Raw genomic sequence first — 13,645 nt, forward strand, 5'->3', positions numbered from 1 at the left:
ATAGAATGACAGAACCAATTTTGCAAGTCAAGGACTTGTCGGTTTATTACAATAAAAAGAAGGCTTTGAATAGTGTCTCTTTGGATTTTGCTCCAAAGGAGATTACAGCCTTGATTGGTCCTTCAGGATCAGGGAAATCTACCCTTTTAAAAGCCATTAACCGTATGGGGGACCTTAACCATGAGGTCACCACCACAGGGACCATCCTCTACAACGGTCACAATATCTACGGACCACGGACCGATACGGTCGAATTGCGGAAGGAAATCGGAATGGTCTTCCAACAGCCAAATCCCTTTCCAATGTCCATTTATGATAATGTGACTTATGGGTTGATGATTAATGGTGTCAAGGATAAGGCTGTCTTAGATGAGGCAGTTGAAACCTCATTGAAACGCGCTTCCATCTGGGATGAAGTCAAGGATCGCCTGCATGATTCAGCTATCGGACTTTCCGGTGGTCAGCAGCAGCGGGTCTGTGTGGCGCGGGTTCTTGCGACTAGTCCAAAGATTATTCTTTTGGATGAACCAACTTCAGCGCTGGACCCGATTTCAGCTGGTAAGATTGAAGAAACCTTATATGGACTAAAAGACCGCTACACCATGCTCTTGGTGACACGCTCCATGCAGCAAGCGAGTCGGATTTCTGATAAAACAGCCTTTTTCTTGGATGGCGATTTGATTGAGTACAATGACACCAATGAAATGTTCTTGAACCCAGCTAAGAAAGAAACAGAAGACTATGTCTCTGGTAAATTTGGATAGGAAGAAAATAAAATGTTACGAGTTCAATTTGAAGAAGATTTAGAGAAGTTGCATAACCAGTTTTATGCAATGGGAAATGAAGTGTTGAGTCAGATCAACCGTACGGTCCGCGCTTTCGTGACCCATGACCGTGAATTGGCCCGCCAAGTTATCGAAGATGATGCTGAGATCAACGACTACGAAGTGAAATTAGAGCGCAAATCCTTTGAGATTATTGCCCTTCAACAGCCCGTTTCACAAGACCTTCGTGTCGTGATGACTGTCTTAAAAGCGGTCTCTGACTTAGAGCGGATGGGTGACCACGCAGTATCAATTGCCAAGGCAACGATTCGCATGAAAGGGGAAGTCCGCATCCAATCTGTTGAGGAAGAGATCAGCAAGATGGGCCGTGAAGTCAAAGATTTTGTCGAAGCGACACTAGATGTTTACCTCAAAGGCGATGTGGATTTGGCCTATGAAGTTGCGACACGAGACGAAGTCATCAACCATTACTTCGATAGCATCCAAGAATTAGCAACAGAAGAAATTCGGAATAATCCAGAGTCCATCGTGACCGGACGTGATTATTTCCAAGTGATCAACTTTTTGGAACGCATCGGAGATTATGCAAAAAATATCTGTGAATGGGTGGTTTACTTTGAAACAGGTAAAATTATCGAAATGTAAGATCATAAAGTCTTTTCGATCTCAGACAGGCATTGTCATGCTTGTCTTTTCTTTTATCTTAACTTTGTGATAAAATAGTTTTGTTAGGGCTTTTCATTGGAAAGCATGAAACATTTAAAGGAGGAAATTATGCAAGCAGTTGCACATTTTGTAGAAACATTCGTTCCAGAACATTACGAAGTGTTTTTGGATTTAAGTCGTAAAACCAAGACCTTTAGCGGTCGTGTGGTGATCACAGGTCAAGCCAAGGCGGACAAGATCTCGCTTCACCAAAAGGATTTGACCATCGAAACAGTAGAAATAGCAGGTCAAGCCCGTCCATTTACGGTTGATGATGACAATGAAGCAGTCTATGTTGAATTGGAAGGAACAGGTCAAGTGACAGTTACTCTGACCTATTCTGGTAAGATCACAGACAATATGACAGGGATTTACCCATCATACTACAGCATTGATGGCGTGAAGAAGGAAGTCCTCTCTACCCAGTTTGAGAGCCATTTTGCGCGTGAAGCTTTTCCAAGTGTGGACGAGCCTGAAGCCAAAGCAACTTTCGATCTTTCTTTGAAATTTGACCAAGAAGAAGGTGAAATTGCCCTCTCAAATATGCCTGAAATTGATGTGGAAAACCGCAAAGAAACAGGTATTTGGAAGTTTGATACGACTCCACGTATGTCTTCTTATCTCTTGGCCTTTGCAGCTGGAGATCTTCAAGGAGTGACAGCTAAGACCAAGAATGGAACCCTAGTCGGTGTCTACTCTACCAAAGCTCACCCATTAGAAAACTTGGACTTCTCATTGGATATTGCCGTTCGTGCTATTGAATTTTATGAAGACTACTATGGCGTGAGGTATCCAATCCCTCAATCCCTTCATATCGCCCTTCCAGACTTCTCTTCAGGAGCGATGGAAAACTGGGGCTTGGTAACCTACCGTGAAGTCTACCTTCTAGTAGATGAAAACTCTACGGCCCAAAGCCGTCAAACAGTAGCCTTGGTGGTGGCTCACGAATTGGCTCACCAATGGTTCGGAAACCTCGTGACCATGAAATGGTGGGATGATCTCTGGTTGAATGAAAGCTTTGCCAATATGATGGAATATGTCAGCTTGGATGCCATTGAACCAAGCTGGAATATCTTTGAAGACTTCCAAACAACTGGAGTGCCTGCTGCCTTGAAACGCGATGCTACAGATGGCGTTCAATCCGTCCATGTGGAAGTCAAACACCCTGATGAGATCAACACCCTCTTTGACCCAGCAATCGTTTACGCCAAGGGTAGCCGTCTCATGCACATGCTTCGCCGCTGGTTAGGCGATGACGCCTTCCGTAAAGGGTTGAAGATCTACTTTGAAAAACACCAATACGGCAATACTATCGGTCGTGACCTTTGGGATGCTCTTGGGCAAGCTTCAGGTCGTGATGTCGCAGCCTTTATGGATTCTTGGTTGGAGCAACCAGGATACCCTGTTGTTTCAGCTTCTGTGGAAAACGATACCTTGATCATCTGTCAAGAGCAGTTCTTCATCGGAGAAAGAGAAGAAAAAGGACGCAAGTGGGTTGTTCCGTTAAATAGCAACTGGACGGGTATTCCAGATACCTTGGAAACAGAAGTTTTAGAAATTCCAAACTACAGTGCCTTGAAAGCAGCTAACAGCGGAGCTCTTCGCTTCAATACAGAAAATACAGCTCACTATATCAGTGACTACCGTGGGGAATTGTTGGAAGACATCCTTGCTGACCTTGCTAGCTTGGATAGCACTTCAAAATTACAAGTGGTTCAAGAACGTCGTCTTTTAGCTGAAAGTGGTCAAATTTCTTATGCAAGCCTCTTGCCAGTGATTGAACACTTGACAGAAGAAAGTTCCTACTTGGTTGTTTCAGCTGTTTCGAGCGTCTTAGCTGGAATCAGTCTCTTTGTGGATGAAGGAACTGAAACAGAAGCGGCCTTCCATGAGTTGTTGAAACGCTTGAACCGTTACAACTTTGAACGCTTGGGTCTAGAAGCTAAGCCTGGTGAAACAGAAGAAGACGAAAAAGTTCGTCAGCTAATGATTGCTAATATGATCAAGGCCAATGATGAAGCTGCAAAAGCTCAAGCGAGCGCTATCTTTGAAGCGCATGCAGCTGATTTGGAAAAACTTCCAGCTGCCATCCGCCTGCAAATCTTGGTTAACCAAATCAAGCACCAGGAAACCAAGGAGCTTAGCCAACAATACCTGGATACTTATGTTAAGACAGTAGATGGGAACTTTAAACGCCAGTTGGCGGCTGCACTTTCTTATACCAAGGATGAGGAAACTTTGGAAGCTCTATTGAAGGAGTGGAAGAACAAGGATGTGGTGAAACCTCAGGACTTGGCTATGAGTTGGTACTACAACTTCTTACACGATGACTTTACCCAAGGAAGAACTTGGACTTGGGCGCGTGAAAACTGGGATTGGGTCAAGAAAGCCCTCGGTGGTGATATGAGCTTTGATAAGTTTGTCATCTACCCAGCAAACTGTTTCAAGACCCGTGAACGCTTGAATGAATATAAGGCCTTCTTTGAGCCTCAATTGTCTGATATGGCTATCAGCCGAAACATCAGCATGGGAATCAAGGAAATCGCAGCGCGTGTGGATTTGATTCAACGGGAAAAAGCAGCAGTAGAAGCCGCTATCCTTGCGACGAAATAAATGAAATAAATTTATAAAAGATGCTACAGAATTCATTCTGTAGCATCTTTTGCTTTTTCAATGAATCATTTGTATTGGATATCAAAGGAGAAGGATCATTAGTTTATTGGGCTTGGTAAGAGAATCTCCGTTCGATAGCGGCCATTTTCTTTGAAACGCTTGACAGTTCCTTGGTATTCTTGTACTAGAGCATCAACGTTTCGTAAGCCCCAACCATCTCTTTGACGTGTTTTACGAGTCTCTTGTTCTTGTTCATTAAAGGTATTGTTGATCGAAATAAATAGGTTTTGTTGAAAATAACGTATATTCAGAGCCAATGTTCTCTCCGATTTATCAGTTAATCGAAGACAGGCTGAAATACTATTATCTAAACAATTTCCTAAAATAACAGCTAGAATATCAGGCTGAATAGATAATTCTTGAGGGACAAAGCAGTCAATTTCCAATTCAATTTCATCTTCCACATCGTGCAGTTTTTGATTCAGTAAAAAATTAATTGTTGGATTTTTGGAGTAAAAGGTTTGTTTTCCTGAAATACTATCGGTTAACGAGTGAAGATACTCTCTAGCCTCATCTGGATTTTCTTCTAGAAGTGCCAATAGAGTTAAATGTTTATTTTTTAAGTCATGCCGAAGACTTTGCAATCGTTGGTATTCCTCTTGAGACTGTTGTGTTTCTCTTAATTGGAATTGAAGCTGTTCTTTATCTAATTTATTTTGATAATAAGCGTGCTGTTGTTGAGAAAGATGTAGGGTAAAATAAAGCGAGGAAAACGACAATACAATAAGAGACAAGAGTGAAATGACAGAAAGATAATCTGGTCCAAATACTTGCCCTTGAATAGCAGATACAGTAAAGGCAAAAATAATCGATAAAATCGGCACGATAAATTGATACAGCCAACTTCTTCTAGATGTTGGCATGGTTAACTTTTGATGTGTTCGGAATAACTGCCGAAGAACAAGTGTTATGATGGTTGAAAAAAGAAAACTGATGACAAGGTAACCACTAATCAGTCCTAAATTTTTCGATACTTTTGACAGTGGAAGAAAAAGTTGGATAGCTTGATTGAGGACAGCTCCTGCTAATAATGTCAGGCTTGTCTGTAAGAATATCCAAAAGGAAGAATCACGAAAGGAGTAGCCAAAATAGAGTCCTACAAGAGAGGATTCTACAATACTAAGGAGGAGATTGCTCACTAAAAAAACGCGACTTTCTAAAAAAATAAACACAAGAGCCGCATGAAAAAGAAAGCAACAACAAAGGAGTAAAAGTGTCTCTTTTGATTGTTTACTTTTGGATATTGGCCTAAAAAATAAAATAATTGCCAGAAATAAGTCGAACAAGATACTAATGATCCGTAATCCTATTAGCATTAGAAATTCCTTTCACTGAGGTAGTTATAGTATTTTTCTTTAAAAGAAGACTGGAACTTACGACTAATTGGAAGTGAATGCTCCTCGGTACCATTTAGCAAAATAGTCACTGTTTTCGCATCAAAATCTTTGATATATTTGGGATTTACAATATAAGAAGCATGAATTTGAATAAAATAATCAGGTAGTTTATCTAAAATGTCTTGAGTTTTCAGTAAGGACTTATAGGTATCTGCTAGCGTGTAAATAAAAACGGAACGCTTATCTTTCTCAAAATAGGTAATGTCACTTAAAGGAATAGAGTAACTTTGTTTTCCAAATGAGAAGTTAAAGATGGTTTGTCCTAAATCTAAATAACGTAAAACTCTGTCTACTACCTTATTTAGCCTTTGAGGTTCAATTGGTTTTACTAAGTAATCAAAAGTCTGTACTTCAAAAACTTGTTCCATATAATCACGATAGCTAGTCACAAAAATAATGGGGATAAAAGGATTGAACTGCCGAATTTCACGAGCAAGGTCAATTCCAGTAATTTGTGGCATATCAATATCCAAAAAAACACAATGAGTATCCCTTGTTAACTGTTCTAGCATTTTTTGTGGATTGGTATATAGTTTTGTTTCTACAGGAACTTTGTCGTAAGAAAGTAAATACTGTTCTAACTGACTAGCATCTCTAGTTGAGTCATCACAAATAACGACGTTTAACATAAGTCCCCCTTATCAAATTGAGTTGGCTAATTATGACACTAAAATGGTAAATCATGACGTAAACCTTGGAAAGTCATATGTTTATTATACAATAATCTTATCAAAAATGAAGGAAGCTGAGAAAATCTTCTCAGCCTTGAGTGATAAGATGAAGACATTTGCGACACTGACTATTAGAGATTTGACAAAATCATTCGATAAGCAACATTTTGCTAATAATCATATTTCCTTAGAAATAGAAGCTGCTAAAATTACAGCTTTTTTAGGACACAATGGCGCTGGTAAGTCCACCCTCTTAAATCAAATGATTGGTTTTACCAAACCTGATCAAGGAGACGTTTGCTATGGAGATATTTCTTTTGTTCAAAATCGTAAACGAGCTCGCTCAATGATGAGCTATATGTCTCAACAGTATGCGCCACTTGAGAAATTGACGGTGGAACAAAACATAGAAATGCTTGGAAGAATGAGAGGGTTAAACACCTTAGATTTGCAAAAAGAAATGGATCAGCTCTTAACCGAGTTGGAAATTAAGGAGTACCGGGCAAAACAAGGAAAGGACCTTTCAGGTGGTTTAAAGCGTCTGACCTCTTTTGCAATGGCTTTAATCGGATCTCCGACCATCATTCTTCTTGATGAGCCAACGAACGATGTTGATCCAATACGTCGTGAAAAACAATGGCAATTATTACAGAAGCTAGCGCATAAAGGTCATACCATTATTATCGTGACGCATAATCTCTTAGAAGTTGAAAAATATGCTGACAACTATGCCTTATTTAACCATGGGAAGTTAATCAAATCAGGACCAGTTCAGCAAATAACCTATCAAAAACAGTATCAAATATCATTTGAGTTTAGAAATAAAGATAGCTTAGCTCTATTTCAAGATTACACCATTATCAATGGTTCGATCTGCCAGATTGAAATAGAAGAGAAGGAGTTAACGAGACTGCTACCAAAAATCACGCAGGAATTGGATAGAAAGAATATTTTAAATCTGTCACTTACTCAGAAAAACATATCCATTTCAGATCTTTATAGAGAGGAGTTGACAAACTGATATGACTCAATTTTTTTACTTACTTCGTTGGAACTATCTTCGTCAAAAAGATTTATTTTTACTCTTTACGCTAGCTCAAGTTCTGTTATCCATTTCACTTCTTTTTGGTTATCCACTAGTGATCGGTGAGATTGATACGACAGCTGCCTACTATCTCTCTTCTGGTTCAGTTCTGATAGGAATTATTTCTATTGGCTGTACGATCTCATCCCCTGTTATAGCAAATGCGAAGTCAGAAGGACATGTAGACTACGTACGAGCCCTTCCAATACCACGAATTCTGATTTCCTTAGCAGATCTTTGGATGTGGATGATTGCTATTTTACCTGGAGTGTTCATTTCTGTTATACTGGGCTATTTTCGTTTTTCTGTCCGCCTAAATGTATCTGTTCTGGCTGTTTTCATCCTATTTCTGATCTGTCTTACGATGATCAGTCTTGGATTTGCCATTGCGTATACTTTTTCTCCCAATATTGTCACGCTGATGTCTCAGTTAATTCTCATGATTGGTTTGATGTTTTCACCAATCATGTACCCTGCAAGTCGTCTTCCAGATTGGATAAACCATCTCTACCATGTTCTTCCATTTGTCCCTTCTGTCAAACTCCTACGAGCTTGTGTCTATAGTCATGGTCACGTCTCATTTTTTGACTTCACTATACTGATTATCTGGATTTTGCTAACACAGTTACTGATCTTGAGAGTTCTTTATAAGGAAAAATAAAGGAAGGAGGGTAGATAGAAGGTTCTTCTTCGAAACAGTAACCCATTTAAAAGTAGTTTAATTAAAGAGATTTACAAATGTATGCCTATAACAAAAGAGGCTGGGACAAAAGTCCTAGCCTCTCAATTGTTTTTGGATTGTCGAGCAAGACGCAGTGGTTGAGTGGGCTCTACTACGCTGATTTCATCAGCTTTTACAGCCCTACTCAACTGTGCGGAGGTGGGACGGCGAAATCGAATTCTAACGAATTACCGATTTCTGTCCCACTCTCTTTTTTAATATATCCGCTAAGCCCTTTGTGTATTATTTGAAATACCAGTGGTGTTTGAGGCTGGCAAAAATCGCCTTGCTGGTGATCGTGATGATGACCAGTTTGATGAGGTCGGCAAGGATAAAGGGAGCAACGACCAAAGTAAATGCTTTTTGGAGATCGGTATGCGTGACCAGCATAAAGCCGATAGCTCCTGACACAAAGAGGAGAGCACTACTGAGGAGATTGGCCAAAAAGATAGTAAAAATGCTGGATTTAGCATTGGTAAATAGAGACGTGATCCATGCTCGGAATGGGAAGAAGAGGAGGAAACCAGCAGTAGGACCAAGGAAATGCGAAGCGCCACCAGCACCGCCGGCAAATACTGGAAAACCTAAGAAGCCTAGAAGTAGGTAGAGGCAGACAGTGACAAAGGCATGGCTGGGTTTATAGATGGTCCCGATGATCCCGATCATGAGTGTCTGCAGGGTCAAAGGAATTGGACCAAAGGGAATGGTGAATTGAGATAGGACGGAGATCATGGCCACTCCAATGGAGATGAGAACTAAGGGAAAGATTTTCTTCATAACAGTTAACCTCTTTTTTATTTTATGGTAACTATTCTACAATAAGGGGTTCATCCTGTCAATAGCCCGCACTTTTTTTAGGATTTTTTAAGTAAAAATTTAGGCAGGCTTAAGACTCCTGAAGTATAATCGCCTTACTAAAGGATCGAGCTCCCTTTAAATTTTAAAAGACAAGTACTTGTACAAAAAGATAAAAGGTAAAAAGATGAATCAAAAAGAAACAAAACAAGTTGTCGAAACGCAAGAAGCAAAAGAAAAAATGGTTGTCCTAAAACGAAGTCCTAAGTGGTGGATTGGAATGGCAGCAGTTGGTGGATTGTTGGTCGGTGCTGGAAGTGGCTTTGGTGTCGGTGTCATCGCCTCTCAATCTTCCAATAACCAACAATTTTCTCAACCGGTCCAAACGGGTCAGAACCAAGGATCCAATCAGCAACAAAATAGTCAAAATAGCAATCCTTCACAAGGAAACCAGCAAAATGGTGGCCCACAGGATGGCGGACCTCAAGGCGGTGGCCAAGGACAAGGTGGTGGCCAAGGACAAGGCGGCCCACAAGGTGGCGGACCTGGTCAGATGCCACAGGAAGGCAATGGTGGCCCAAAAGGGAATGGTCCAGATAACGGCATGAACCAATCTGGCGGACAAGAAGGGAACCAGGATTCCTCTAAAAAGTCCAATAAGAAGAATTCAAAAAATAAAAACAAGACGAGTGATAGTCAAAGTAACAAAGAAAACACGACAAATTCATAGAATAAGCCTTCCTCAGGCAGGCTGAATTTGATCATAAAACCAGGTTCTAAAGTATAGGAAATGAAGGCAAGTCGTGTTATAATGGTTAAGAATAGATTAGAAAGACTCGCTCACGAAAGAGAAGAGGATACGACAATGATTAAAATTCTATTGGTCGAAGATGACCTTGGTTTATCAAATTCAGTATTTGATTTTTTAGATGATTTTGCGGACGTCATGCAGGTCTTTGACGGAGAAGAAGGTCTTTATGAAGCAGAAAGCGGGATCTATGATTTGATTTTGCTGGACTTGATGCTTCCTGAAAAAGACGGTTTCCATGTCTTGAAAGAATTACGTGAAAAAGGCGTGACAACCCCTGTTTTGATCATGACAGCCAAAGAAAGTCTGGATGACAAGGGGCACGGCTTTGAGCTGGGGGCAGACGATTACCTCACCAAGCCTTTCTACCTAGAAGAGCTTAAGATGCGGATTCAAGCCCTCTTGAAGCGCTCAGGAAAGGTCAATGAAAACACCCTCAATTATGGCAATTTGAAGGTCAACTTATCTACCAATTCGACTTATGTGGATGGGAAAGAAGTGGAACTTCTTGGGAAGGAATTTGATCTTTTGGTCTATTTCCTTCAAAACCAAAATGTCATTCTTCCAAAAACCCAGATTTTCGATCGTCTTTGGGGCTTTGACAGTGATACGACCATCTCTGTTGTTGAGGTCTATGTTTCAAAAATCCGTAAGAAATTAAAAGGTACCGATTTCGTTGAGAACTTGCAAACATTGCGCAGTGTGGGGTATATCTTAAAAGATGCTAACCAGAATTAAGAAAACCGTCGGGGAAGATGATTTTTCCTACTTCATCCGATATTTTGGGCTCTTTACTTTGATATTCTCAGCCATGACCCTGATAATCATCCAGGTCATGCGCTCGAGTCTCTATACAACGGTCGATGAGAACCTCAAGACTCTCAGCCAGGATCCCTACTCGCTTGTAGCGATTGCTTATCGAGACCAGCGACAGTCAAATACCAAAAGAGATGATAATGATCATGAGATGATGATCCCAGATCATGATAAATCAGAACCTAAAGGGGATGTCACATCCAATACCACTGTTGTTTTGCTCAATAAAAAATATGAAAACTTGACAACCGGTAATGGGTTTTTAAACTTCAAAACGGTGACGTTTGGTCGAAAGCTCCTCAACAAGGTTTCCCAGCTTCAAATTACAAATAGCTATGGGAAAAAAGAAAGTTACCGGGCTTATATGGCAGAGTTGAGTTTATCTGATGATGAAAGTGATAGTGATATCAAGTATGCGGTTGTCATGACCAATATCAGTCAGCTAGAGCAGACCAGTGAAGAGCACGAAAGCCAAATCGCCCTTGTCATGATCTGCTTCTGGGGAATCTCTTTATTCGCTAGTCTCTTCTTAGCACGTCTCAGCGTCAAGCCCCTTCTTGAGAGTATGCAAAAGCAAAAGGCTTTCGTGGAAAATGCTTCCCATGAGTTGCGGACGCCTTTAGCAGTTCTGCAAAATCGCCTCGAAACGCTTTTTAGAAAGCCTGAAGCGACCATTATGGAATCAAGTGAGAATATTGCATCCAGCTTGGATGAAGTTCGAAATATGAAGCTCTTGACCACCAACCTTCTTAACATTGCCCGAAGAGATGATGGCTTGAAGCCGGAGATGGAAGATATCGAACCAAGCTTTTTCGATCAGACCTTCTCGAATTTTGAGATCATTGCAGAAGAAAATGGCAAAATCTTCCGAGGAGACAATCAGGTGGACAAAGTCATTTGTTCTGATAGAACGCTCCTCAAGCAATTGATGACCATTCTCTATGACAATGCCTTGAAATATACCGATGAAGATGGCGAGATCCAGTTTGAAGTTCAATTGAAGGATAAAAATCTTCTTTTGAGCGTACTGGATAATGGTCCAGGGATTCGAGATGAGGATAAGAAACGGATCTTTGATCGTTTTTACCGGGTCGACAAGGCCAGAACCCGTCAAAAAGGTGGATTTGGCTTGGGGTTATCCCTCGCTAAGCAAATCGTAGAAGCCTTTAAAGGGACCATTCAAGTCAAAGATAATAAACCAAAAGGGACCATCTTTGAAGTGAAATTATCCATTAAGACGGAAAGTCGTAAAAAAAATCGTTCATAATCTTTAAAAAATAGAAAAGAGGAAAACCTATGAGTTCAAAAATGTTGCACACTTGCCTTCGTGTGGAAAACTTAGAAAAATCAATCGCTTTTTACCAAGATGCTTTTGGTTTTGAAGAAAAACGTCGGAAAGATTTCCCAGACTACAAGTTCACGATTGTTTATTTGGCCTTGCCTGGAGATGACTATGAGTTGGAATTGACTTACAATTATGATCATGGTCCATATGTCATCGGAGATGGCTATGCTCATGTCGCCTTGAGTACTCCTGATCTAGAAGGTTTGAATGCGGAACACAAGGCTAAAGGCTATGAAGTGACGGAACCAAAAGGTCTTCCAGGAACGAAACCGAATTACTATTTCGTTGTAGATCCGGATGGATATAAAGTAGAAGTCATTCGCGAAAAATAAGAGGGATTAAAAATAAGGGCCGCTGTCGGCGACGACAGTCGCCCTCTTTTTATGAAACCATTTACAAAAAAGGAATGTTTTTTCGAGAGAAATTTGCTATAATAAAGTTATGAGATTCAAACACACGAAAACTATTTTATTAATCATTACAAATCTCCTTTTACTGAGTCTTTTGTATATCGGCTATCAAAAGATTCAAAGGGTTCGTGAACAAAAGGCCTATCAAGATCAGTTTGATAAGGTCACACAACTCGAGAAAAGCTCTGAAAAAGGGAAGGATGTTCAAGTTCAGGAAGGGATTTTAGGAACTTCTTATGTGACGGCTTATTATCCTACTAAGGATGGACAAGCTGTTGAAATTATTAAAGAGAAGATTCAAGAAGACCTTCAGCGTCTAGGATCCGATGAGAAAACCAAAGAGCCTAAGCATCTGACCTTCTACCATAGTGAAGAAGCAGAAGGGCCTTTTGTTGGCTATCACCCTATCCAGATTAAACGGGCTGAATACCAATACAAAAAAGGGAAATTCATCAAAGATGAGACGGTGAAGTTGCCCCTCTTTTACTTGGATGATGGGAGTAACCCTCTGACCCTGAGCCAGGTCTTTGCGGATCCAGATGGAGCCAAGCAGATCTTTTTGGAGGAATTGCGAGGGAATCTAGACTTTCGTCAGCTGGATGAGGAGAGCATTGATCAAATGGTTGCCCACTTCTCAGAGTTGGATTTGAGCCAATGGGAATTCCAATATGAAAAAGGAAATTTCACCATTCCATTTCCAACCAAGGTTAAGGGAGATGATACCTTCACTGTTCCCTTGTCTAAATTCTATGACGTGATTGATACAGATCGCTTGCTTCCTGATGATCTCGAAACTTATCAATCCTATATAGAAGAACGCCACCGTAAGATGATTGCCCTGACCTTTGATGATGGACCAGATCCCAAGACGACACCTCAGGCGCTTTCTATTTTAAAGAAATACAATGCCAAAGCTACCTTCTTTATGGTCGGAAAAAATGTCAGTGCGAATCCGGATATTGCTAAGCAAGTCCGCAAAGAAGGTCATCAAATTGGGAACCATACCTGGGATCACCCTCAGTTGCCAAAATTGAGCTTGGATAATGCCAAAAAAGAGATCTTGGATACTCAAGAAGCTATTCAAAAAGCGACAGGTGTGCAGACCAAGATTACCCGCCCTCCGTATGGAGCCATCAATAACGCCATCCAATACGGTGTCGACCAATCCTTCATCATGTGGGATGTGGATAGCCTAGATTGGAAGACGCATAATACGACGGCCATTCTCAATGAAGTGAAAAAAGAAGTCAAACCGGGTTCGATTATCCTCATGCATGATATCCATCAAACCACGATTGACGCTCTACCGACCGTCCTTGACTACCTCAAATCACAAGGCTATACCTTTGTAACGGTGGATGAATTGTTGGATTATCAACTTGAAAGTCATCGTATCTATTACAATGGAAATTAACGTAAAAATCCTCTGCAGTTC

Annotated in this window: 13 protein-coding genes; 10 read left to right on the plus strand and 3 right to left on the minus strand. The window is 40.7% G+C overall.

What is annotated here, in order from left to right:
• The first annotated feature begins 5 nt into the window (after window positions 1-5).
• The 3 genes from pstB to O3642_RS02820 all read left to right on the plus strand — a co-directional run bounded on the left by pstB (window position 6) and on the right by O3642_RS02820 (window position 4,103).
• Window positions 6-764 (plus strand): phosphate ABC transporter ATP-binding protein PstB, encoded by a 759-nt coding sequence (pstB, locus tag O3642_RS02810; RefSeq protein ID WP_003003393.1) that lies wholly within the window; start codon window positions 6-8, stop codon window positions 762-764.
• 12 nt (window positions 765-776) lie between these two features.
• Window positions 777-1,430: a phosphate signaling complex protein PhoU gene (phoU, locus tag O3642_RS02815; protein ID WP_201087642.1), complete on the plus strand. Its 654-nt coding sequence runs from the start codon at window positions 777-779 to the stop codon at window positions 1,428-1,430.
• A 129-nt stretch (window positions 1,431-1,559) separates the two neighbouring features.
• Entirely contained in the window at window positions 1,560-4,103 is a 2,544-nt protein-coding gene (locus O3642_RS02820; RefSeq protein ID WP_371605348.1) for a M1 family metallopeptidase, read from the plus strand.
• 98 nt (window positions 4,104-4,201) lie between these two features.
• Here O3642_RS02820 and O3642_RS02825 read toward each other — a convergent pair whose 3' ends face one another.
• Together O3642_RS02825 and O3642_RS02830 are read right to left on the minus strand one after the other, a co-directional pair.
• Entirely contained in the window at window positions 4,202-5,479 is a 1,278-nt protein-coding gene (locus O3642_RS02825; protein ID WP_371605349.1) for a sensor histidine kinase, read from the minus strand.
• Window positions 5,479-6,189: a LytR/AlgR family response regulator transcription factor gene (locus O3642_RS02830; RefSeq protein ID WP_371605350.1), complete on the minus strand. Its 711-nt coding sequence runs from the start codon at window positions 6,187-6,189 to the stop codon at window positions 5,479-5,481. The genes O3642_RS02825 and O3642_RS02830 overlap by 1 nt, the downstream gene beginning before the upstream one ends.
• 106 nt (window positions 6,190-6,295) lie before the next feature.
• On the opposite strand from O3642_RS02830, the gene O3642_RS02835 reads away from it, so the two are divergent.
• Window positions 6,296-7,252, plus strand: coding sequence for an ABC transporter ATP-binding protein (locus O3642_RS02835; RefSeq protein WP_371605351.1), 957 nt, complete (start codon window positions 6,296-6,298; stop codon window positions 7,250-7,252).
• 1 nt (window position 7,253) lies between these two features.
• On the plus strand, window positions 7,254-7,976 hold the full coding sequence (locus tag O3642_RS02840) for an ABC transporter permease (protein WP_023917775.1): 723 nt from the start codon (window positions 7,254-7,256) through the stop codon (window positions 7,974-7,976).
• A gap of 303 nt (window positions 7,977-8,279) precedes the next feature.
• Here O3642_RS02840 and O3642_RS02845 read toward each other — a convergent pair whose 3' ends face one another.
• Window positions 8,280-8,813, minus strand: a complete 534-nt coding sequence (locus O3642_RS02845) for a biotin transporter BioY (protein WP_021152981.1) — start codon at window positions 8,811-8,813, stop codon at window positions 8,280-8,282.
• Window positions 8,814-9,018: 205 nt separating this feature from the next.
• On the opposite strand from O3642_RS02845, the gene O3642_RS02850 reads away from it, so the two are divergent.
• The 5 genes from O3642_RS02850 to O3642_RS02870 all read left to right on the plus strand — a co-directional run bounded on the left by O3642_RS02850 (window position 9,019) and on the right by O3642_RS02870 (window position 13,624).
• On the plus strand, window positions 9,019-9,561 hold the full coding sequence (locus O3642_RS02850; RefSeq protein ID WP_371605352.1) for a hypothetical protein: 543 nt from the start codon (window positions 9,019-9,021) through the stop codon (window positions 9,559-9,561).
• Window positions 9,562-9,696: 135 nt separating this feature from the next.
• A complete protein-coding gene (locus tag O3642_RS02855; protein WP_021152983.1) occupies window positions 9,697-10,377 on the plus strand; it encodes a response regulator transcription factor in 681 nt (226 codons plus the stop codon).
• The gene (locus O3642_RS02860; RefSeq protein ID WP_371605353.1) at window positions 10,361-11,722 is read left to right on the plus strand and encodes a sensor histidine kinase; all 1,362 of its coding nucleotides are present in this window, start codon (window positions 10,361-10,363) and stop codon (window positions 11,720-11,722) included. Before O3642_RS02855 ends, O3642_RS02860 begins: the two co-directional genes overlap by 17 nt.
• 29 nt (window positions 11,723-11,751) lie before the next feature.
• Complete coding sequence (locus O3642_RS02865; protein WP_003003384.1) at window positions 11,752-12,132, plus strand: VOC family protein; 381 nt, start codon at window positions 11,752-11,754, stop codon at window positions 12,130-12,132.
• A 109-nt stretch (window positions 12,133-12,241) separates the two neighbouring features.
• Entirely contained in the window at window positions 12,242-13,624 is a 1,383-nt protein-coding gene (locus O3642_RS02870; protein ID WP_371605354.1) for a polysaccharide deacetylase family protein, read from the plus strand.
• Window positions 13,625-13,645: the final 21 nt, after the last annotated feature.

This window comes from Streptococcus sp. 27098_8_66 (assembly GCF_041431945.1).
Lineage (GTDB): Bacteria > Bacillota > Bacilli > Lactobacillales > Streptococcaceae > Streptococcus > Streptococcus dentalis.

Coding starts and splice junctions, on each gene's coding strand:
- O3642_RS02825 (WP_371605349.1), bottom strand. CDS start 5,479: ATGCTAATAGGATTACGGATCATTAGTATCTTGTTCGACTTATTTCTG.
- O3642_RS02865 (WP_003003384.1), top strand. CDS start 11,752: ATGAGTTCAAAAATGTTGCACACTTGCCTTCGTGTGGAAAACTTAGAA.
- O3642_RS02840 (WP_023917775.1), top strand. CDS start 7,254: ATGACTCAATTTTTTTACTTACTTCGTTGGAACTATCTTCGTCAAAAA.
- O3642_RS02870 (WP_371605354.1), top strand. CDS start 12,242: ATGAGATTCAAACACACGAAAACTATTTTATTAATCATTACAAATCTC.
- O3642_RS02855 (WP_021152983.1), top strand. CDS start 9,697: ATGATTAAAATTCTATTGGTCGAAGATGACCTTGGTTTATCAAATTCA.
- O3642_RS02835 (WP_371605351.1), top strand. CDS start 6,296: ATGAAGGAAGCTGAGAAAATCTTCTCAGCCTTGAGTGATAAGATGAAG.
- O3642_RS02860 (WP_371605353.1), top strand. CDS start 10,361: ATGCTAACCAGAATTAAGAAAACCGTCGGGGAAGATGATTTTTCCTAC.
- O3642_RS02820 (WP_371605348.1), top strand. CDS start 1,560: ATGCAAGCAGTTGCACATTTTGTAGAAACATTCGTTCCAGAACATTAC.
- O3642_RS02845 (WP_021152981.1), bottom strand. CDS start 8,813: ATGAAGAAAATCTTTCCCTTAGTTCTCATCTCCATTGGAGTGGCCATG.
- phoU (WP_201087642.1), top strand. CDS start 777: ATGTTACGAGTTCAATTTGAAGAAGATTTAGAGAAGTTGCATAACCAG.
- pstB (WP_003003393.1), top strand. CDS start 6: ATGACAGAACCAATTTTGCAAGTCAAGGACTTGTCGGTTTATTACAAT.
- O3642_RS02850 (WP_371605352.1), top strand. CDS start 9,019: ATGAATCAAAAAGAAACAAAACAAGTTGTCGAAACGCAAGAAGCAAAA.
- O3642_RS02830 (WP_371605350.1), bottom strand. CDS start 6,189: ATGTTAAACGTCGTTATTTGTGATGACTCAACTAGAGATGCTAGTCAG.